Below are 19,309 nucleotides of genomic sequence, written 5' to 3' on the forward strand. Positions count from 1 at the left end.
GGACCGCGTGCGGTGGTCGGGGCGAGTACCGCTCGCCCCGCCGGTTACGCGCAGTTATGGCCCTCCGGGATGGCGAAGCAGCGGGGCTGCCAGCTGGTCCAATAGCCGTTGGAGTGGCGCACACGGGCCCAGTCGTTGCCGTCCGAGCCGGTGGCGATGATGTAGAGGAGCGAAGTGCTGTTCTCCTGCTCAGGGGTCGCGTAGATGCGGCTCTGGACCCACCCGCCCATGGACATCCAGCCGTTCCAGGATCCGTCGGACCTGGTCCAGTTCGTCCACACCGCGTGATCGGCACCGACGACGAACTCCTCCTTCGTCCCGTTGGCGAATCTCATGGTCGAGACGCCGTACTCACAGATGTATGTCTGCCCCTTGGTCGAGCAGTAGGTCGCCGCCTGTGCCGGCGACGCCGCGACCCCCACCCCCGCGAAAGCGGCCAAAGCCGCGACTGTCGCGAGGGCACTCTTGAATCCGCGCATGTCCATATTCCTTTGCCGAGTGGCGTGGTCATGTCGGGGAGCAGGAAGAACCAACCCCCCTGCCACCCGACGTGGATATCCTCGCCCTCTCCTCTAACGTCCCACTGGCGTTTCGCTTACGTCCTCGAGATGGAGGGCGGCCTGCCGCAAGCCAGCAAACCGCTTGTGCGATACAGAGCCGGCTACACCCTCGCCGTACTGGACCGCATCCTCAGCGAGGACCCATCACAGCCGGGACTCCTGAAGGCCCAAGCCGACAAGGTCACAGACCCCACGGGCCGCATTCCGACGCCGCGAGGGCCCGTGACGGTCGAGTCTCTTCGATCCCCCCGGCCATCAAAGGCTTCCCATCACTGATGACGAAATCGTCGACAGAGCTGTGGCAGCTCAGACATTGGCGGGCAGCCCAGTCACCCTGATCACCTACGACACCGGACAGGCCATGCGAGGACGCGCAGCCGGCCTCAAGGTGTGCAAGCTCAGGCTCGAACTCGGGGAAGAGCCTCCCTCGAACCAGAAGTAGCCAACGCCTGTGGCACGCCGACAGCGTCCTCGTGAGCGGTCACTTTCTCCCCAGTCGGAATCGGTCAGCGATTCCTCCGAAGAGGGCTTCGGCAGCGTCGACGTGGGCGGCGTTGCGCTGGCCCCGCTCTGCCGGGTCGAGCCCAAAACCGTCCCAGGGCCGAGCCGTACTGCTCATCCAGGCCCAGCATCACCGCAGGGGGCCGCTCCCGATAAGCGACGAACGATGGCACATTCCGCACCCCCTCAGACGTGTTGCAACTGGTGCACAGCAGGCCCCGCACGAGACCAGTCCGGTGACAGTGGTCGACCAGTAGCCGCTCAGGGTGCGCGCTGCACATCGCGCAGGCGCCAGCTTGCCAACGCCGGACCGCCTGCGTGGCAGAAAGGTGCACTGGCACCTCTTTGCCGGGGACCCTCCATGTGTGGCAAGACGGCACTCCCTGGCGATCGAAGGTCTCGGCTTCCGAGAAGGTCAGCCGGCCCCGCGTTACGCCTCCCAGCCACTCGCGCTCGACTGCTTCTCGACGGCCAGCAGCGTCTCGCCGCTTGCGTCGGCAACGGTGGAATGCAGCATGACCTGCGACTTCGTGGCCCTGATCTCCACCAGTTGACGCGGTCGGACCTTGCGGGCCGGGACCGAGTAGAGGTTCCCGCCGAAGGCGACCAGGCAGTCCTTGCCGACCGGCCGCAGATGACGTTCGGCCACCAGATACGGAGTGGGGGGCAACGCGACATTGGGCGACTTACCAAACACCCCAGACGGGATAAAACGCTCTTTCAGCAGCGCCGCCGCGACGACCCCGTCGGGGTGCGCCACCGCGCCGCCGCCCGCCAGCGCCTTCACCGCGGCGAGCGCCAGCAGGCCCACGAGGAGGGCGTGCAGACAGAGGCGGAGGGGGAGGGTGGTGGGAGTGCGGGGCATGGTGTCGGGTCCTGGCGCGATGGGATGGGGTGGTGCGGGGTGGCGGAGACCCTTCCACCGTACGGGCCCCCTTCCTCACCCCCGTCAACCAAAAGGTTGAACCCCGGCCCCCTACTTCGATTCGGGTGAACCGTGCTGTGGCGCGATGCCCGCCCCGCACGTGTGGCCGCAGGGTGGGGGCATGTTCGTCGCGTGGAGAGACCTGCGGTTCGCCAAGGGGCGGTTCGCCCTGATGGGAGCCGTCGTCGTGCTGATCACCCTGCTCGTGGGTCTGCTGTCCGGGCTGACCGCCGGGCTGGCCAGGGAGAACACCTCGGCCATCACGGGGCTGCCCGCCGACCACCTGGCGTTCGCCGCGCCACCCGACGGCCAGTCCGTCTCCTTCACCAACTCCCTGGTGGAACAGCGCGCCTGGGACGAGTGGGCCGCGCGCCCCGGCGTGCGGTCCGCGCATCCGATCGGCATCAGCACCCTCAACGCCACCGCGGGCGACCGCTCGGCCGCGGTCTCCGCCTTCGGCGTCGAGCCCGGCTCCGGGATCGCCCCCGACGGGGTCGCGGCAGGGCGGGCGGTCCTCTCCGAGAAGGCCGCCGAGGATCTCGGCGCCCGCGTCGGTGACCGGGTCCGGCTCGGCGGCGGTGCCGTCGAGGAGCGGGTCGCGCGGGTCGCGTCCGACGCCTCGTACAGCCATACGCCCGTCGTGTGGGTCTCCCTCGCCGACTGGCAGCGGCTCGGGCACCGGGGCACGTCCGTGGACCAGCAGGCGACGGTGATCGCGCTTCGGACCAGCGGCGGGGTCGACCTGGCGGCCGGGGACCGGGCCGCGGGCACCGAGACGAAGTCGCTCGACGGCGCGCTCTCCGCGATCGGCTCGTACAAGGCCGAGAACGGGTCCCTTCAGTTGATGCGGGGGTTCCTGTTCGTGATCTCGGCGCTGGTCATAGGGGCGTTCTTCACCGTGTGGACGATTCAGCGGGGCGCCGACATCGCCGTACTGAAGGCGTTGGGGGCCTCCACGCCGTATCTGCTGCGGGACGCGCTGGGGCAGGCCGTGGTGATGCTCGTCGCCGGTACGGCGGTGGGGACCGGGATCGCGGCGGCGGTGGGCGGGGCCATCAGCGGCGGCGACGTCCCGTTCGTCCTGGAACCCGGCACCGTGCTGTGGCCTGCGGGCGTGATGATCGGGCTCGGGGTGGCCGGGGCGGGGCTGGCCGTGCGGCGGATCACTGCGGTTGATCCGCTGGTGGCGCTGGGGAGCGCGCGATGAAATCGACGAAACAGTCGTTGCTGCTTGAGGGTGTGACGCTGACGTACCCAGATGGCGCGGGGCGGCTCACCGCGCTGGACGGCGTGGGGATCGAGGTGCCCGCAGGCACCCTGACCGCGGTCGTGGGGCCCTCCGGATCCGGCAAGTCCAGCCTGCTCGCCGTCGCGGCGACGCTGGTCACGCCCGATAGGGGGCGGGTCGTGGTGGACGGCGTGGAGACGGGGACGCTGAGCCGCTCCGAGAAGGCGGAGCTGCGGCGCCGACGCCTGGGCATCGTCTTCCAGCAGCCGAATCTGCTGGCTTCGTTGACGGCGGTGGAGCAGTTGGAGCTGATGGCCCACGTGGATGGCCGGCGCCACCGCGTCGCACAAGTGCGGGAGCGAGCAAGGGAGTTGCTGGACGCGGTGGGGCTCTCCGGGGAGGCGGGCCGGCGCCCGCACCAGTTGTCCGGCGGCCAGCGCCAGCGGGTGGGGATCGCCCGGGCACTGATGAACGACCCCGCGGTGCTGCTGGTCGACGAGCCGACCAGCGCGTTGGACCATGAACGGGGAGCGGCGGTGCTGGCGCTCCTGGCAGACCTCACGAGGAAGACGGACACGGCAACGGTGCTGGTCACACACGACAGGGCGGGCCTCGCGGTGGCGGATCGGGTGGTGGGGATGGCGGACGGAAGACTGGGCCCGGACCCGGACCCGGACCCGGACCCGGAGCCGGGGCCGGGGCCGGCGTAGGCGCGGTCGCCCAGGGCGGGGTCTGGGGGGCGTCTGGCGGGGGCGCCGGTTGCCTTGGACGGGAGCTGGGGGGACCTGGCAGGGCTCGGCGGCACCCGGCGGGGCTCGGCGGGCCTAGGCGGGGCCCTGCGGAACCCGGCGGGCCAGGCGGGACGCTCCGGGCTAGGCAGGACCCTGCGGGACCTGGCGGCACCCAACGGGCCGGGCCGGACCCCCATGCCCCTACCTCACCCCCCCCACGCGGGGTGAACGGGTGGGTGGGTGGGAGGCATCCGCCGCGAAGCGGCGGGAAAGAAGCACCCGCGACGGCGAGAAAGAGCCGCACCCCCCGCCTCCAAAGGCCCCCTCAGCCCCGCCCCCGACGCCCCCCATACCCCCCGCGCCCCCGCGCATGAAGCGGCCACCACAAGCCCCGCCCAAAGACCGCGGCAACCGCGGGAACCAGCACCAGCGAGAGAACCATCGCCGAGAGCATGATGCCCAGCGCCATCGCGAACGCCATCTGCTCGCTCCCCGGACTCGTCGCCAGCGTCGCGAAGGACCCGGCCAGCACAAGACCGGCCGTGGCGATGGCCGGCGCCGTGTGCCGGACCGCGCGGGCGACGGCCGCGCGCGCCGGGCCGGGGCGCCGCATCTCCTCCCGGATCCGGTCGGCGATCAGGATGTTGTAGTCCGTGCCCAGCGCCACCACGAAGAGGAACAGCACCAGAGGGAGAGTGAAGTTGACGCCCGGTTCGCCGAGCGCGTGCTGGAAGAGCAGCGTGGCCGCACCGAGCGTCGCGGCGAAGCAGAGGCCGACGGAGAGCATGAGGACGACCGGCGCGAGCAGGCTGCGCAGGAGCAGCAGCAGGATCAGCGCGATCAACGCGGCCGCGACCGGGAACACGATCCTCAGATCGTGGTCGACGGCGGTGGAGATGTCGGCGAAGATCGCCGCGGTCCCGCCCACGTACGCCGTCGTCCCGGCGGGCGCGAGCCGGCCGGCCACGTCCCGCACCGGCCCCGAGGCCAGGTCGCGGGCCCGCTGGCTCTGCGGATCGGAGGTCAGGTAGACGTCGATCCGGGCGGCACGGCGGTCCTCGCTCAGGACCGTCCGCGCCACCTTGCCCACGCCCTTGACCTGGGCGAGCCCTCGGGAGAGACCGCTCAGCCGGTCGGCGATGAGGGGGGAGCCGTTCTTGGCGGTGACGAAGACGCTCGTCGGATCCGACACCCCGGCGGGCAGCGCCCGGGAGATCTCCGCGGCGGTGACCGCGGCGGAAGTGCGGTCACCGGTGTCGCTCCGGCCGTAGTCCATACGTATGCCCGCCATCCCCGCGGTCAGCGCGGCGAGCAGGGCGACGGCGGCCGTCAGCATCGTCAGCGGTCGCCGCGTGACCAGCGCGCCGAGGCGGGCGGCGCGGCCCCCGTCCGGCTTGTGGAGCAGGGTGCGGGAGGGCCAGAACATCTTGCGTCCGGCGGCCGCGAGCAGCGCGGGCAGCAAAGTGAGGCTGCCGACCAGCATCACCAGGACCGCGGCGGCGATCGCCGGGCCCAGCGAGCGGAACTGCCCGAAGGTCGCGAGGCCCAGCGTGGCGAAGGCGGCCACGATGGTCAGCGCCGCCGAGGTGATCGCGGTCCCCACCCGGGCGGACACCTGCGCGGCCGCCTCGCGGGCGGACTGTTCGGGCCGGTCGCGCAGGTGCTCGCGGAAGCGGAACAGCAGGAACAGCAGGTAGTCGATGCCGATGCCGAGCAGGACGACGTTGATCAGGTCCGGCGTACTCGCGTCGAGCTTGTGGCCGGTGAGCAGCGCGGCGCCCACGACGGCCCCCGCCGCCACGCCGCCGATGACGGCGACCGCGAGCAGCGGCAGCACGGCCGCCAGCACGCTGCGGAACACCAGCACGTTGAGCAGGATGATGAACCCCATGACGAGGGCGCTGCCGACCTTCGACGCGGTCTCGTGGGAGTCGGTGGTGTCGACGGTCTCGGCGAGGCTCCCGGTGAAGCCCGTGCGCAGGCCGGCTTCCGAGAACTGTGTCCTGGCGGCGTCCCGGAAGGCCCGGTACACGCCCTGGACCCCCTTGTCCGAGGGGTTTCCGACCAGTTGGACGGAGAGCAGTTGGAAACTCCGGTCCGGTGCCGTCATCGCGGGGGCGACCCGGGGCGTCTGGGAGCGGTCCGGGACCATGAAGTCGGGGAGGTCGTCCTCCCTCGGCATCACCACCCGGCGCTGGCCCAGCTCCTTCGCCTCGGTCCCGACCCGCTTCCGGTCGGCGGCGGTGAGCGCCTCCCCGTCGGACCGGCCGACCAGCACCGTCACCGTGGTGGCGTCGGGCTTCTCGCCGAACTGCTCCTGGGCGATGTGCAGCGCGGCGGCCGAGTCGTACTCACGGGGCAGGAAGTCCCCGGTCCGGTGCTGGGTGACGCGGGCGGTCAGCGTCGGGGCGAGGGCGCTCAGCGCGACGGCCAGCATCACCCAGACGACGATGACCTTCCACGGGTGTCTGGTGGAGTAACCGGTCAGGGCGCGGATCACGATGTCCTCCGGCGGACGGAACGGGCAGCTGACGGAACAGGCTGCGGAGGGATCAGGCGGCGGATGGAACGGGGCTGCCGACGTCTGCCGGGAAGTGGCTCCCGGCCGGTCTCAAGACCATCACCGGGAGGGGGTGCCGGGCGTCGTGGCAGCGGATGATCCGGACCGGGGCCCTGGGTCCTGCCCCGACCCGCGACCAGGACCCTGGTCCTGGTCGAGGGCCTGCCCCCGCCGACAACCAGGACCCGCGAACCGTCGCCGCCACGCCCGCTGTGCAACCCTGGCCCCCGGGCCGCGAGCCCGGACACAGGGGGAAGGACTCGGGGGGAGCAGAGATGTCCAGGAGCCGACAGAGCGAGGCCGACGACGCCGGGGAGCCGCCGCACGGCACCCGAGACGAGCCGCCGCACTCCACCCACGCCGAGCCGCCGCACGGCACCCGCGCCGAGCCGCCATGGCCCCGTAACGACCGCAACGACGCCCTCGTGGCCGGCGGAGCCTGCGCGCTGAACCTGCTCAGTTACGTGTTCTCCGACGACCCCGACGGACAACAGGACGTGAGCGCCGCCGGGTTCCTCCTCGTCGCGCTGGCGGCGCTGCCGCTGCTCGCCCGGCGCAGCCACCCGGTGGCGGCGCTCACGGCCGTACTGGCGCTCGACGCGACGGCCGCCCTGACCATCCCGCTGCCCAGCCACTTCGGCGCCGTGCTGGTGGTCGCGCTGTACTCGGTCGCCAGGGCCTGCCCGGGCCGGGTGACGGCGGTCGCGGCCACCGCGACGGTGGCGCTGACGGTGCTGAGCCAGGGCGACGGCCGCGTACCCTCCTTGCGGGACGCCGTCGCCTCGCCCCTCACGGCCCTCATCGTCGTCGGCACCGCCCTGGCGATCAACCGCTGGCAGCAGGAGGTGGCGGCCAACCGCGAGCTTGTCGCCGAGCGGGCGGTGGCGGACGAACGCCGCCGTATCGCAAGGGAGTTGCACGACATCGTGGCCCACCACATCACCACCATGCAGCTGATGGCCGGTGGCGCCCGCGCCAACCTCGCCCGGCCGGAGATCGCCCGGGACGCCCTGGTCACCCTGGAGTCCTCCGGGCGGCTCGCCCTGCGCGAGATGCGCCAACTCCTCGACGTACTGCGGGCCGACGACGAACCGGAGGCCGCGCCTTCGCTGCCCCAGCCCGGCGCCGACGACCTCGACCGCCTGGTGGCCGAGTCCCGCCTCGCCGGACTGCCGACCGAGTTCACCGTCAGCGGGCCCCCGCGCGCGCTGCCGCCGACCGTCGGCCTCACGGTGTTCAGGATCGCCCAGGAAGCCCTCACCAACGCCCGCAAGTACGCGGGGTCCGCCCGTGCCTCCGTACAGCTGACGTACCACCAGGAGCGGGTCACCATCGAGGTGCGGGACGACGGCGGGGGCGCACCCCCGCAGGAGGGGGCGTCGGCGGTGAGCCCGGGCGGTTACGGCCTCATCGGCATGCGCGAGCGCGTCTCCCTGCACGGCGGCACGCTCACGGTCGGCCCGCGGGCCGAGGGCGGGTTCGCCGTGGTGGCCGAGCTGCCGCTGCCCGTGGATGACGCCGACGGGGCCGACGAGACGGCCGAAGCGGCCACCCAGAACGAGGGGACGCCCCGATGACCGAGATCGAGACCGAGCCCGAGACCGAGACCTTTGAGACCGGGCGGTCGGCTCCGCCCAGGATCAAGGTGCTGATCGTTGACGACCAGCCCCTGGTCCGCCGCGGCCTGTCGCTGATCCTCACCCCCGACCCGTCCATCGAGGTGGTGGGCGAGGCCGGGGACGGCGCTCAGGCCGTCGCCCTCGCCCGCCGGCTCCACCCCGACGTCGTGGTGATGGACATCCGCATGCCCGTCCTCGACGGCGTCGGCGCGACCGCGGAACTCGCCGCCGAGGCGCCCGGCTGCCGGGTCCTGGCCCTCAGCACCTTCGACCTCGACGAGTACGTGGTGGGGGCCCTGCGCGCCGGGGCGTACGGCTTCCTGCCCAAGGACAGCTCCCCGGAGGATCTGGGCGCGGCGATCCGCACGGTCCACGCAGGGGAGGCCGTCGTCGCGCCGCGGCTGCTCACGCGGCTGATCTCCACGTACGTACGCACCCCGGGCGGGGCGCGGACTTCCCCCGCGGCCGCCGGGGACCTGACGCCCCGCGAGGTAGAGGTGTGGCGCCTCATGGCCGTCGGCCACGACAACGCGGAGATCGCCCGTGACCTGGCGCTCAGCGTCTCCACCGTCAAGAACCACATCACCAGCATCTTCGACAAACTGGCCGTCCGTGACCGGGCCCAAGCGGTCATCGCGGCCTACGAATCAGGCCTGGTCACACCCCGCGCCCCACACCCGGAGAACCGCACGGACTGAACGCCCCCGACTGCCTTCCAGTGCCGGGCAAACGGCCGAGTGCGCCCGTCCGCCCGTCAGCGCCGGGCAAACGGGTGGGTGGGTGGGAAAGGGCTCAGGAGCCCGCCCCCGCGTTGGTGAGCGCCGAGGACAGCTCCACCGCCACCTGCTGCAGCACCGGCACGATCTTCTCCGTGGCCGACTCGGTCACCCGTCCCGCGGGGCCGGAGATCGAGATCGCCGCCGCGGTGGGCGAGTTCGGCACGGACACGGCGAGGCACCGGACGCCGATCTCCTGCTCGTTGTCGTCGACGGCGTACCCCGCCCGGCGGACCTCGTCGAGCGCGTCGAGGAACCCCTCGGGCGTGGTGATGGTCTTCTCCGTGGCCGCCGGCATCCCGGTGCGGGCGAGCAGCGCCCGGACCTCCTCCGGCGGCGTGTGCGCGAGGAGTGCCTTGCCGACGCCCGTGGAGTGCGGCAGGACCCGCCGGCCGACCTCGGTGAACATCCGCATGGAGTGCTTGGAGGGCACCTGCGCGACGTACACGATCTCGTCGCCGTCGAGCAGCGCCATGTTGGCCGTCTCGCCGGTCTCCTCGACGAGGCGGGCGAGGTAGGGCCGGGCCCACGTGCCGAGCAGCCGCGAGGCCGACTCGCCGAGGCGGATCAGGCGCGGGCCGAGGGAGTAGCGGCGGTTGGCCTGCTGGCGTACGTAGCCGCAGGCGACCAGCGTGCGCATCAGGCGGTGGATCGTGGGGAGGGGGAGGCCACTGCTGGCGGACAGCTCGCTGAGACCGACCTCGCCCCCGGCGTCCGCCATCCGTTCGAGCAGATCGAAGGCGCGCTCTAGCGACTGGACGCCGCCGCTCGCGGCGGGGGGCTTCGGGGCGGCGACTTCAGCAGGGGCGTCGTTGGCGCTTGACGTCGGCACGGCGCGTTCCTTTCGGTGCTGGCGGGCAAGGATGCAGCCTACCGGGCGGTTCTTCCCGGGGGCTCTCGCGCGAGGTGGCGTCGTCGCCGGTCAAGGGGGCTTTGCCCGGTTCTTCGCAGGGTTGTCCGTGGACCCTTGGCGCTGTCGTTGTGCGTAACTACGTTCTGGTCAGCGGAATTCTAATTCCACTCTGTGGAAACGTCCAGTGCGAGCCCAGGGGCGGGAGTCCAGCCGAAGCCCACCCTTGACGCCACGAGGTCGAGCGTGAAAACTCTTTCAACAGAACGTTGAATTCCGTTAAGCGGAAACAAAAGGTCTGTGAAGCGGAACAGAAGAGAGGGGACACGGGTGTCCGAGAAGGACGTGGACGTGGACACGAGCGTTGCCGCGGATGTGGAGCTGGTGCTGCGCTCCACCCGCGTCGTCACCCCGGAGGGGACGCGCGCCGCCTCGGTCGCCGTCTTCGGCGGGAAGATCGTGACCGTCGGCGCGTACGACGCCCCGGTCCCGGACGGCGCCCGCGTCGAGGACTTCGGCGACGACGTCCTGCTGCCCGGCCTCGTCGACACGCACGTCCACGTCAACGACCCCGGACGCACGGAGTGGGAGGGCTTCTGGACCGCCACCCGCGCCGCGGCGGCCGGCGGCATCACGACCCTCGTCGACATGCCCCTCAACTCCCTGCCGCCGACCACGACGGTCGACAACCTGCGGACCAAGCAGGACGTCGCCCGCAGCAAGGCGCACATCGACGTCGGCTTCTGGGGCGGCGCCCTCCCCGACAACGTCGCGGACCTCAAGCCCCTGCACGACGCGGGCGTCTACGGCTTCAAGTGCTTCCTCTCGCCCTCCGGCGTCGAGGAGTTCCCCGAGCTGGACCAGGACCAGCTCGCCACCTCGATGGCCGAGATCACCGGCTTCGGCGGGCTCCTCATCGTCCATGCCGAGGACCCGCACGAGCTGGACGCCGCCCCCCACAAGAGCGGCCCCAAGTACGCGGACTACCTCCAGACCCGGCCCCGTATCTCCGAGGACACCGCGATCGAAGGCCTCATCGCCGTCGCCAAGCGGATCGGCGCCCGGATCCACGTACTGCACCTGTCCTCGTCGGACGCGCTCCCGCTGATCGCCGCCGCCAAGCGCGAGGGCGTCAAGCTGACCGTGGAGACCTGCCCGCACTATCTGACGCTGACCGCCGAGGAAGTCCCCGACGGCGCCAGCGAGTTCAAGTGCTGCCCGCCCATCCGCGAGGCAGGCAACCAGGACCTGCTCTGGGAGGCGCTGGCCGACGGCACCATCGACTGCGTCGTCACCGACCACTCCCCGTCCACCGCCGACCTGAAGACCGACGACTTCGCGACCGCGTGGGGCGGCATCTCCGGGCTCCAGCTGAGCCTGCCCGCGGTCTGGACCGAGGCGCGCAGGCGCGGCCACACCCTCGACGACGTGGTGCGCTGGATGTCCACGCGCACCGCACAGCTGGTCGGACTCGACCAGAAGGGCGCCATCGAGGCCGGCCGCGACGCCGACTTCGCGGTCCTCGCGCCCGACGAGACCTTCACCGTGGACCCCGCCGAGCTGCAGCACCGGAACCGGGTCACGGCGTACGCGGGCAAGACCCTCAGCGGCGTCGTGAAGTCCACCTGGCTGCGCGGCGAACGCATCCTGCACGGCGGCGAGTTCACCGAACCCGCGGGCCGACTTCTGGAAAGGAACAACTGAAACAGTGACGGCGATACCCTCTTACACCGGCGACGCGAGCCCCTACGGCGGCGGCGAGCCCTACGCCGACTACCGCACGGCCGACTTCCCCTTCACCCAGTACGCCAACCTCGCCGACCGGCAGCTCGGCGCCGGTGTGATCGCCGCCAACGACGAGTTCTTCGCCATGCGCGAGAACCTGCTCCTCGCGCACCCGGCCGTCTTCGACCCCGAGCACTTCGGGCACAAGGGCAAGGTCATGGACGGCTGGGAGACCCGCCGCAGGCGCGGGGTCTCCGCCGAGCACCCCTGGCCCACCGAGGACGACCACGACTGGGCGCTCGTACGCCTCGGCGCCCCCGGTGTCATCCGCGGCATCGTCATCGACACCGCGCACTTCCGCGGCAACTACCCCCAGGCCGTCTCCGTCGAGGGCACCAGCGTCGAGGGTTCGCCGACCCCCGATGAGCTGTGCGGCGACGACGTGAAGTGGACGACGCTCGTCCCGCGTACGCCCGTCGGCGGACACGCGGCCAACGGCTTCGCCGTCGACGTCGAGCAGCGCTTCACGCACCTGCGCGTCAACCAGCACCCGGACGGCGGCATCGCCCGCCTGCGCGTCTACGGCGAGGTCGCCGCCGACCCCAAGTGGCTCGCCGCGCTCGGCACGTTCGACGTCGTCGCCCTGGAGAACGGCGGCCAGGTCGAGGACGCCTCCGACCGCTTCTACTCCCCGGCCACCAACACCATCCAGCCTGGCCGCTCCCGCAAGATGGACGACGGCTGGGAGACCCGCCGCCGCCGCGACACCGGCAACGACTGGATCCGCTACCGGCTCGTCCAGCAGTCCGAGATCCGCGCCGTCGAGATCGACACGGCCTACCTCAAGGGCAACTCGGCGGGCTGGGCCGCCCTTTCGGTACGTGACGGCGAGTCGGGGGAGTGGGTAGAGGCGCTGCCCCGCACCCGGCTCCAGCCCGACACCAACCACCGCTTCGTCCTTGACGCCCCGGTCGTCGGCACGCACGTACGCGTCGACATCTTCCCGGACGGCGGCATCTCCCGCCTGCGCCTGTTCGGTTCGCTGACCGAGGACGGCGCGGCCAAGCTGGCCGCCCGCCACCAGGAGCTGGGCGGCTGATCCGCCCTCGCAGACGTGGGGCGCACCGGGTGGACAGCCCCGGTGCGCCCCACACCCATTCCCTTAAGCTTCCCTCACGCCGCGTGCCCGCCGTCGACCGACAGCTCGGTGCCGGTGAGGTACGCGGCGTCGTCCCCGGCGAGATACCCGACCAGGGACGCCACCTCGTCGGCGGAACCGAAGCGGCCGAGTGCCGTCAACGCGCGCTGCCCGTCCGCGTAGGGGCCGCCCGCCGGGTTCATGTCGGTGTCGATCGGCCCCGGCTGGACCAGGTTCGCCGTGATCCGGCGCCCGCCCAACTCCCGCGCCAGCGCCTTGTTGAGGCCGATCAGCGCGGCCTTGCTGGTCGCGTAGAGCGTGCCGCCGGGCCCCGGGACCCGCTGGGCCATGCAGCTGCCGATGGTGATGATCCGGCCGCCGTCGCGCAGCCGCCCGGCCGCCGCCTGCGAGGCCAGGAAGACCCCTCGGACGTTGACGGCGAGGACGCGGTCGATGTCGGCGAGCGTCAGATCGCCGACGGGGCCGAGTACGCCGATGCCCGCGTTGTTCACCAGGATGTCCAGGTGGCCGAGGTCGTCGGCCGCGCGGTCCACGGCGCCCGCCGCGTCCCCCGGATCGGCCGCGTCCGCCCGGACGGCGAAGCCGCGCCGCCCCATGGCCTCGATCTTCGCGACGACCTCGTGCGCCGCGGCCTCGCCGTGGACGTATGTGATCGCCACGTCGGCGCCCTCCTGGGCGAGGCGCAGCGCGATCGCCGCGCCCATACCGCGGCTGCCGCCGGTGACCAGGGCTGTCCTGCCGTTGAGAGAAGACATGTCCGTACCTCTTCCGCGTGGTGAAGCGCTGTGCGTTCGGTAAGTGCTTGCGGATTCAATGAAAGGCGTTCACGCGGCTGGAGGCTGGCGGTAAACGGACGCGACGGTGGGGCTTCTCGGGGGAAGGCCGGGGAACCCTCGGGGAGGCCGGGGTGTCCGCGGCGGCGATGACTTCCGCCGGGTGGCACGGTCTGAGTAGATGACGGAACGGCGGTCCGAGGAGAGGCGTTCGCCATGAAGATCACACTTACCCAGTTCCTCACCCTCGACGGGGTCTTCCAGGCCCCGGGCGGCCCGGACGAGGACCGCAGCGGAGGATTCGAACACGGCGGCTGGTCGGTGCCCTACGGCGACGCGGACTTCGGCGCGTTCATCGACGAGGTCTTCGAACAGGCCGACGCGTTCCTGCTCGGGCGCGGCACATACGAGATCTTCGCCGGGTACTGGCCCGCGGTGACCGAGCCCGACAACCCGGTGGCCACCAAGCTCAACGCCCTGCCGAAGTACGTCGCGAGCACCACCCTGACCAGCGCCGACTGGCGCAACACGCAGATCATCGGCCGCGACGACCTGATCAAGGACATCACCGAGCTGAAGGAGCGGACCGGGCGCGAACTGCAGATGCACGGCAGCGGCAACCTCGCGCGGACCCTGCTGGCGCACGACCTGATCGACGCCCTGCACCTGCTGACGTTCCCCGTCGCCCTCGGCACCGGCAAACGGCTCTTCGCGGAGGGCGGCCCGCCCACGGCCTTCCGGCTCGCGCAGTCGCGTACGACGTCCACGGGCGTCGTCATCAGTACGTACGAGCGTGCGGGGCGGCCGGAGTACGGCAGCTACTAGCCCCTTCTTCGCCGGCGAGGCCGGCCCTCCTTCACTGGCGGGGTCAGCCCTCCTTCTGGCTCTCCGCGGCGGCGAACAGCGCGATCGCCAGCACGATCATCGCGATGCTCGCGTACAGCTCATAGCTCTCCAGAATCCCGAAGCGCCGCAGCAGGCCCCAGCCGTACCGCTCGTCGGTGAGGTCGTGGACCACGCCGCCGGCGCCCTGGACCAGCGAGAGGAAACCGAACAATTCCAGTAGCCGTTTCATGACGGAGATCCTCGCCGCGCGGCTTCTCCGCGCACATCCGCCGCGGGGCGAGGATGCGTTCCGCGTGCGGTCCGAAAGTCTGCGACCCGCGCGACTTTGGTCGACGATCGCGTACGGAGACCACTGCGGGCCTCGGTCCGTGCGTAGATTTGTCGACCATGAGCGGTACCGAACCCACAGGGCGTCCCGAGCCTCCCGAGCCCCACGCACTGCCCGGGCTCCTGGCCAGGAGCCCCTGGGCGCTGCCCTCCGCGATCGCCCAGGAGTTCGACCCGGGCAGGTCCGAGCGGTCGGGGCGGTGGGGACTGTCGGGACGGGCGGGACGGCGGGGACGGGCGGGGCGCGGGCCGCGACGCAGGCCGCGGCGGACCGTACGCGACTGGATCGCCGACTTCGGCTGCTTCCTCGCGGCCGTCCTCATCGGGGTGATCGGCGCCGACTCGATCGACGCCAACCCGCACATCTCCCAGGGCCTCGCCGAGTTCGACCAGGTCCTCGGAGCGCTCGCCTGCGCCGCGGTCTGGCTGCGCAGACGCTGGCCGGTGGGCCTCGCCCTCGCGATGGTGCCGGTCGGCATGGCCTCCGACACGGCGGGTGGCGCGGCGGCCGTCGCCCTCTTCACCGTCGCCGTGCACCGGCCCTTCCGGTACGTCGCGTGGATCGGCGGCGCCTCGATCGCGGTCGTCCCCTTCGCGTACTGGCTGCGGCCCGACGCCGACCTGTCGTACGGGGTGTCCGTCGCCTTCGCCGCGCTGTTCACCATGGCGGTCGTCGGCTGGGGCATGTTCGTGCGCTCCCGCCGCGAGCTGCTGCTCAGCCTGCGCGAGCGGGCGATCCGCGCCGAGAACGAGGCCGCCCTCCGCGCCGAACAGGCCCAGCGACTCGCCCGCGAGGCCATCGCCCGCGAGATGCACGACGTCCTCGCGCACCGCCTCACCCTGCTCAGCGTCCACGCGGGCGCCCTGGAGTTCCGTCCCGACGCGCCCCGCGCCGAGATCGTCCGCGCGGCGGGCGTCATCCGGGAGAGTGCCCACGAGGCGTTGCAGGACCTGCGCCAGGTGATCGGCGTCCTGCGCGACGGCGACACGGACGCCCCCGGCCGCCCCCAGCCCACGCTCGCCGCCCTGGACGCCCTGGTCGCCGAGTCCCGCGAGGCGGGCATGGAGGTCGTCCTCGACAGCCGCGTCCCGGACCCCGCGACCGTGCCCGCCGCCCTCGGCCGCACCGCCTACCGCATCGCGCAAGAAGCCCTGACCAACGCCCGCAAGCACGCCCCCGGCGCCGAGGTCACCGTCACCGTCACGGGGGCGCCGGGCGACGGCCTGACCCTCGCCGTACGCAACCCCGCCCCGCCCGGCGACGTGCCGAAGGTGCCCGGCTCCGGGCAGGGCCTGATCGGACTCACCGAACGGGCCCAGCTCGCGGGCGGCCGCCTCGCCCACGGGCCGCGCCCCGACGGCGGGTTCCACCTGGAGGCCTGGCTACCGTGGGCGTCATGAAACCGATCAGGCTGCTGCTCGTCGACGACGACCCGCTGGTGCGCGCCGGGCTCTCCTTCATGCTCGGCGGCGCGGACGACATCGAGATCGTCGGAGAGGCGGCCGACGGCACCGAGGTCGCCCCGCTGATCGGTGAAGTGCGCTCCGACGTCGTACTGATGGACATCCGCATGCCCACCATGGACGGCCTCGCCGCCACGGAAGCGCTGCGCAAGCGCCCCGGCGCGCCCGAGGTCATCGTCCTGACCACCTTCCACGCCGACGAACAGGTCCTGCGCGCCCTGCGGGCGGGCGCCGCCGGGTTCGTCCTGAAGGACACGGCGCCCGCGGAGATCGTCGCGGCGGTCCGCGCGGTCGCCGCGGGCGATCCCGTCCTCTCCCCGGCGGTGGCCCGCCAACTGATCACGCGGGTGACTGGCGCCGACCCCCAACTGGACCGCAGGCGCCGTGCGCTGGCCCGGCTCGACACGCTCGGCGAGCGCGAACGGGAGGTGGCCGTCGCGGTGGGCCGGGGCGGCTCGAACGCGGACATCGCGGCGCAGCTCTTCCTGAGCGTGGCCACGGTGAAGGCGCATGTCTCCCGCATCCTGACGAAGCTGGACCTCAACAACCGTGTGCAGATCGCGCTGTTGGCGCATGACGCGGGGCTGCTCGACCAGGACGTCTGAGGGGAGCCGCTGACCATTGGCTCCGCCCATCACCGGCTCCGCCGAGTCCGTCCTCAATCGCCGGACGGGCTCTTCGTCCCTTGCCGCGCGGTGATAGTAGTGGGGGTATGACCGTGCCTGAGCCTGTACCCGACCCCGTACCCGACCCCATCGACCTCGTCATGGCCCAGAAGGTGCTGGACGGACAGCCGTTCAGCAGGCTCGTACGGGCGCGCATCACGCGGTTCGGGGAGGGCGCGGCCACGCTGGAGATCGAGGCCCGCGAGGAACTCCAGCAGCAGAACGGCTTCCTGCACGGCGGCGTCCTCGCCTACGCCGCCGACAACAGCATCACCTTCGCCGCGGGCACCACGCTCGGACCCGCCGTGCTGACGTCCGGCTTCTCCATCCAGTACGTCCGTCCGGCGACCGGCGCCAAGCTCGTCGCCCACGCAGTGGTGGCGCACACCGGGCGGCGCCAGGCGGTGGTCCGCTGCGAGTTGTTCAGCGTCGCCGAGGGCGCAGACGAAGGCTCCGGGGTGCTGTGCGCCATCGCGCAGGGGACCGTGCTCTCCACGGGCTGACGCTCCGTCGGCCCGGCCCGGCGGGGGAGGGGCTCAACCCGCGGTGATCTCGTCCATCCGCACCAACCGCCGCTCCCGCCGCGACAGTTCACACGCCTCCGCGATCCGCAGCGCCTGCAGCGCCTCGCGGCCGTCGCAGGGGTTCGCCCTGTCCCCGCGTACGACCTCGACGAAGGCCGCGAGCTCCGCCTCGTACGCGGGGGCGAAGCGCTCGAGGAACCCGGGCCAGGGCTTGACCGGCGCGGCGGGGCCCGCCGGTTCCGCGGAGGTCAGGGGCGTACGGTCGTCAAGGCCGACCGCCAACTGGTCGAGTTCCCCGGCCAGTTCCATGCGTACGTCGTAGCCCGCGCCGTTGCAGCGGGTCGCGGTCGCCGTGGCGAGCGTGCCGTCGTCGAGGGTGAGGAGCACCGCCGCCGTGTCGACGTCGCCTGCCTCGCGGAACATCGCGGGGCCCGTGTCGGACCCGGTCGCGTACACCTCGGTGACCTCGCGCCCCGTCACCCAGCGCAGTATGTCGAAGTCGTGCACCAGGCAGTCGCGGTAGAGCCCGCCGGACAGTGGCAGATACGCGGCCGGGGGCGGCGCCGGATCCGAGGTGATCGCCCGCACGGTGTGCAGCCGCCCGAGCCGGCCCGACCGCACCGCCTCGCGCGCCGCCGCGTACCCCGCGTCGAAGCGCCGCTGGAAGCCCAGTTGCAGCACCGTGCCCGCGGCCTCCACCTCGGCGAGCGCCGCCAGCGTGCCCGGCAGGTCGAGCGCGATGGGCTTCTCGCAGAAGACCGGAAGGCCCGCGCGGGCCGCCGTGGCGATCAGCTCGGCGTGCGCCGAGGTCGCCGCCGTGATCACCACGGCGTCCACGCCGATGGTGAAGACGTCGTCCACCGAGGGCGCGGGCACCGCCCCGGTCCGCGCCGCGAGGCCGGCCGCCCGCACGGGATCCGCGTCGGCGACGACGAGCGAGGTCACCTCGGGGTGACGGCTCAGGGCCGCGGAGTGAAATGTGCCGATACGGCCCGTTCCGATCAGTCCGATGCGCATGGCCCCAGCCTCGCCATGCCCACCCCACCCTGTCAATCCTTTGTCCGGACAATTGAACTGCCGGACAATCCGGCTGACCGGACGGCCTGGCTGACCGGACAACCCGACTGTCCTGACATCCGGACTTCAGAACTTCCCGTCATCATCCACCGGGACTACGCTCGGCCCGTGTCCAAACCAGTCGCCAAACCAGCTCAGGACAAGCGGGTCAACGACCCCACCCTGACCCTCAGGCTCGGCGTCGACCGCAGCAGCCCGGTCCCGCTCTACTTCCAGCTGGCCCAGCAGCTGGAAGCGGCGATCGAGCGCGGCGCCCTGACCCCGGGCAGCCTCCTCGGCAATGAGATCGAGCTGGCCGGACGGCTCGGCCTCTCCCGGCCCACCGTCCGCCAGGCCATCCAGTCCCTCGTCGACAAGGGCCTGCTCGTCCGGCGCAGGGGCGTCGGCACCCAGGTCGTGCACAGCCAGGTCAAGCGCCCCCTGGAGCTGAGCAGCCTCTACGACGACCTGGAGGCGGCGGGCCAGCGCCCCGAGACCCGCGTCCTGCGCAACACCCTGGAGCCCGCCTCCGCCGAGGTGGCGGCCGCGCTCGGCGTCGGCGAGGGCGACGAGGTGCACCGCGTGGAGCGGCTGCGGCTGGCCCACGGCGAGCCCATGGCGTATCTGACCAACCACCTCCCGAAGGGCCTCCTCGACCTCGACACCGAGCGCCTGGAGGCCACCGGCCTCTACCGCCTGATGCGGGCCGCGAGCCTGACCCTGCACAGCGCCCGCCAGTCCGTCGGCGCCCGCGCCGCCACCGCCGAGGAGGCCGAGCGCCTCGCGGAGCCGCCGGGTGCCCCACTGCTCACCATGCGGCGCACGACGTACGACGACACGGGGCGCGCCGTCGAGTTCGGCGCGCACGTCTACCGGGCCTCGCGGTACTCCTTCGAGTTCCAGCTCCTCGTACGGCCATAGGCGCCGGCTGACCAGCGCTCGTAAGAATGTTCTGACAAACCCATTGACGCTGCCACGCGCCCGCCGCTAGAACTCCCCCCAGCCGCACTCGGGCGGCCG

Annotated in this window: 18 protein-coding genes and 1 pseudogene; 11 read left to right on the forward strand and 8 right to left on the reverse strand. The window is 72.1% G+C overall.

All coding sequences use genetic code 11. The features are described from left to right. Window positions 1-44: 44 nt before the first annotated feature. From DMA15_RS31150 to DMA15_RS31160, 3 genes and pseudogenes are all read right to left on the reverse strand, one after another. Window positions 45-479: a hypothetical protein gene (locus DMA15_RS31150; RefSeq protein ID WP_125516029.1), complete on the reverse strand. Its 435-nt coding sequence runs from the start codon at window positions 477-479 to the stop codon at window positions 45-47. Window positions 480-1,066: 587 nt separating this feature from the next. Continuing rightward, on the reverse strand, window positions 1,067-1,441 hold the full coding sequence (locus DMA15_RS31155) for an endonuclease domain-containing protein (RefSeq protein ID WP_346428935.1): 375 nt from the start codon (window positions 1,439-1,441) through the stop codon (window positions 1,067-1,069). Between the two features lie 89 nt (window positions 1,442-1,530). After that, window positions 1,531-1,731: pseudogene (locus DMA15_RS31160) on the reverse strand (IS21 family transposase); the annotation flags it as partial. Window positions 1,732-2,107: 376 nt separating this feature from the next. Between DMA15_RS31160 and DMA15_RS31165 the strand changes: the two are divergent. After that, window positions 2,108-3,193: an ABC transporter permease gene (locus DMA15_RS31165; RefSeq protein ID WP_125516030.1), complete on the forward strand. Its 1,086-nt coding sequence runs from the start codon at window positions 2,108-2,110 to the stop codon at window positions 3,191-3,193. Continuing rightward, window positions 3,190-3,924 (forward strand): ABC transporter ATP-binding protein, encoded by a 735-nt coding sequence (locus tag DMA15_RS31170; RefSeq protein ID WP_125516031.1) that lies wholly within the window; start codon window positions 3,190-3,192, stop codon window positions 3,922-3,924. Before DMA15_RS31165 ends, DMA15_RS31170 begins: the two co-directional genes overlap by 4 nt. Window positions 3,925-4,270: 346 nt before the next feature. Here DMA15_RS31170 and DMA15_RS31175 read toward each other — a convergent pair whose 3' ends face one another. Then, window positions 4,271-6,445, reverse strand: coding sequence for an MMPL family transporter (locus tag DMA15_RS31175; RefSeq protein WP_125516032.1), 2,175 nt, complete (start codon window positions 6,443-6,445; stop codon window positions 4,271-4,273). A gap of 335 nt (window positions 6,446-6,780) precedes the next feature. On the opposite strand from DMA15_RS31175, the gene DMA15_RS31180 reads away from it, so the two are divergent. Both DMA15_RS31180 and DMA15_RS31185 read left to right on the forward strand, forming a co-directional pair. After that, window positions 6,781-8,082: a sensor histidine kinase gene (locus tag DMA15_RS31180; RefSeq protein ID WP_125516033.1), complete on the forward strand. Its 1,302-nt coding sequence runs from the start codon at window positions 6,781-6,783 to the stop codon at window positions 8,080-8,082. Continuing rightward, window positions 8,079-8,822, forward strand: coding sequence for a response regulator transcription factor (locus DMA15_RS31185; RefSeq protein ID WP_125516034.1), 744 nt, complete (start codon window positions 8,079-8,081; stop codon window positions 8,820-8,822). The genes DMA15_RS31180 and DMA15_RS31185 overlap by 4 nt, the downstream gene beginning before the upstream one ends. Before the next feature lie 94 nt (window positions 8,823-8,916). Here DMA15_RS31185 and DMA15_RS31190 read toward each other — a convergent pair whose 3' ends face one another. Beyond that, window positions 8,917-9,732 carry an IclR family transcriptional regulator gene (locus tag DMA15_RS31190; RefSeq protein WP_125516035.1) on the reverse strand — a complete coding sequence of 272 codons (816 nt, stop codon included), beginning with the start codon at window positions 9,730-9,732 and terminating at the stop codon, window positions 8,917-8,919. Window positions 9,733-10,080: 348 nt separating this feature from the next. Here DMA15_RS31190 and allB point away from each other — a divergent pair, with 348 nt between their 5' ends. Beyond that, the gene (gene allB, locus DMA15_RS31195; protein WP_240660045.1) at window positions 10,081-11,454 is read left to right on the forward strand and encodes an allantoinase AllB; all 1,374 of its coding nucleotides are present in this window, start codon (window positions 10,081-10,083) and stop codon (window positions 11,452-11,454) included. Between the two features lie 4 nt (window positions 11,455-11,458). Next, entirely contained in the window at window positions 11,459-12,574 is a 1,116-nt protein-coding gene (gene alc, locus DMA15_RS31200; protein ID WP_125516036.1) for an allantoicase, read from the forward strand. Between the two features lie 74 nt (window positions 12,575-12,648). Here alc and DMA15_RS31205 read toward each other — a convergent pair whose 3' ends face one another. Further along, window positions 12,649-13,389, reverse strand: a complete 741-nt coding sequence (locus DMA15_RS31205; protein ID WP_125516037.1) for an SDR family oxidoreductase — start codon at window positions 13,387-13,389, stop codon at window positions 12,649-12,651. Between the two features lie 234 nt (window positions 13,390-13,623). Between DMA15_RS31205 and DMA15_RS31210 the strand changes: the two genes are divergently transcribed. Then, a complete protein-coding gene (locus DMA15_RS31210) occupies window positions 13,624-14,232 on the forward strand; it encodes a dihydrofolate reductase family protein (RefSeq protein WP_125516038.1) in 609 nt (202 codons plus the stop codon). 43 nt (window positions 14,233-14,275) lie between these two features. Here DMA15_RS31210 and DMA15_RS31215 read toward each other — a convergent pair whose 3' ends face one another. Continuing rightward, window positions 14,276-14,482: a hypothetical protein gene (locus DMA15_RS31215; RefSeq protein WP_125516039.1), complete on the reverse strand. Its 207-nt coding sequence runs from the start codon at window positions 14,480-14,482 to the stop codon at window positions 14,276-14,278. A 158-nt stretch (window positions 14,483-14,640) separates the two neighbouring features. On the opposite strand from DMA15_RS31215, the gene DMA15_RS31220 reads away from it, so the two are divergent. From DMA15_RS31220 to DMA15_RS31230, 3 genes are all read left to right on the forward strand, one after another. Beyond that, the gene (locus tag DMA15_RS31220) at window positions 14,641-15,981 is read left to right on the forward strand and encodes a histidine kinase (RefSeq protein ID WP_125516040.1); all 1,341 of its coding nucleotides are present in this window, start codon (window positions 14,641-14,643) and stop codon (window positions 15,979-15,981) included. After that, window positions 15,978-16,649, forward strand: a complete 672-nt coding sequence (locus DMA15_RS31225; protein ID WP_125516041.1) for a response regulator transcription factor — start codon at window positions 15,978-15,980, stop codon at window positions 16,647-16,649. Before DMA15_RS31220 ends, DMA15_RS31225 begins: the two co-directional genes overlap by 4 nt. Before the next feature lie 107 nt (window positions 16,650-16,756). After that, complete coding sequence (locus tag DMA15_RS31230) at window positions 16,757-17,212, forward strand: PaaI family thioesterase (RefSeq protein ID WP_125516042.1); 456 nt, start codon at window positions 16,757-16,759, stop codon at window positions 17,210-17,212. A 33-nt stretch (window positions 17,213-17,245) separates the two neighbouring features. Here DMA15_RS31230 and DMA15_RS31235 read toward each other — a convergent pair whose 3' ends face one another. After that, window positions 17,246-18,250, reverse strand: coding sequence for a Gfo/Idh/MocA family oxidoreductase (locus tag DMA15_RS31235; protein ID WP_125516043.1), 1,005 nt, complete (start codon window positions 18,248-18,250; stop codon window positions 17,246-17,248). 222 nt (window positions 18,251-18,472) lie between these two features. On the opposite strand from DMA15_RS31235, the gene DMA15_RS31240 reads away from it, so the two are divergent. Further along, on the forward strand, window positions 18,473-19,210 hold the full coding sequence (locus DMA15_RS31240) for a GntR family transcriptional regulator (RefSeq protein WP_125518123.1): 738 nt from the start codon (window positions 18,473-18,475) through the stop codon (window positions 19,208-19,210). The last annotated feature ends 99 nt before the right edge of the window (window positions 19,211-19,309 follow it).

It is taken from the genome of Streptomyces sp. WAC 01529 (assembly GCF_003945545.1).
Classification (GTDB): domain Bacteria; phylum Actinomycetota; class Actinomycetes; order Streptomycetales; family Streptomycetaceae; genus Streptomyces; species Streptomyces anatolicus.

Excerpts from the sequence above, each read along its gene's own strand:
- DMA15_RS31205 (WP_125516037.1), bottom strand. The coding sequence starts at position 13,389 with ATGTCTTCTCTCAACGGCAGGACAGCCCTGGTCACCGGCGGCAGCCGC.
- DMA15_RS31150 (WP_125516029.1), bottom strand. The coding sequence starts at position 479 with ATGCGCGGATTCAAGAGTGCCCTCGCGACAGTCGCGGCTTTGGCCGCT.
- DMA15_RS31180 (WP_125516033.1), top strand. The coding sequence starts at position 6,781 with ATGTCCAGGAGCCGACAGAGCGAGGCCGACGACGCCGGGGAGCCGCCG.
- DMA15_RS31230 (WP_125516042.1), top strand. The coding sequence starts at position 16,757 with ATGACCGTGCCTGAGCCTGTACCCGACCCCGTACCCGACCCCATCGAC.
- DMA15_RS31165 (WP_125516030.1), top strand. The coding sequence starts at position 2,108 with ATGTTCGTCGCGTGGAGAGACCTGCGGTTCGCCAAGGGGCGGTTCGCC.
- DMA15_RS31235 (WP_125516043.1), bottom strand. The coding sequence starts at position 18,250 with ATGCGCATCGGACTGATCGGAACGGGCCGTATCGGCACATTTCACTCC.
- DMA15_RS31210 (WP_125516038.1), top strand. The coding sequence starts at position 13,624 with ATGAAGATCACACTTACCCAGTTCCTCACCCTCGACGGGGTCTTCCAG.
- DMA15_RS31225 (WP_125516041.1), top strand. The coding sequence starts at position 15,978 with ATGAAACCGATCAGGCTGCTGCTCGTCGACGACGACCCGCTGGTGCGC.
- DMA15_RS31170 (WP_125516031.1), top strand. The coding sequence starts at position 3,190 with ATGAAATCGACGAAACAGTCGTTGCTGCTTGAGGGTGTGACGCTGACG.
- DMA15_RS31185 (WP_125516034.1), top strand. The coding sequence starts at position 8,079 with ATGACCGAGATCGAGACCGAGCCCGAGACCGAGACCTTTGAGACCGGG.
- DMA15_RS31215 (WP_125516039.1), bottom strand. The coding sequence starts at position 14,482 with ATGAAACGGCTACTGGAATTGTTCGGTTTCCTCTCGCTGGTCCAGGGC.
- DMA15_RS31220 (WP_125516040.1), top strand. The coding sequence starts at position 14,641 with ATGAGCGGTACCGAACCCACAGGGCGTCCCGAGCCTCCCGAGCCCCAC.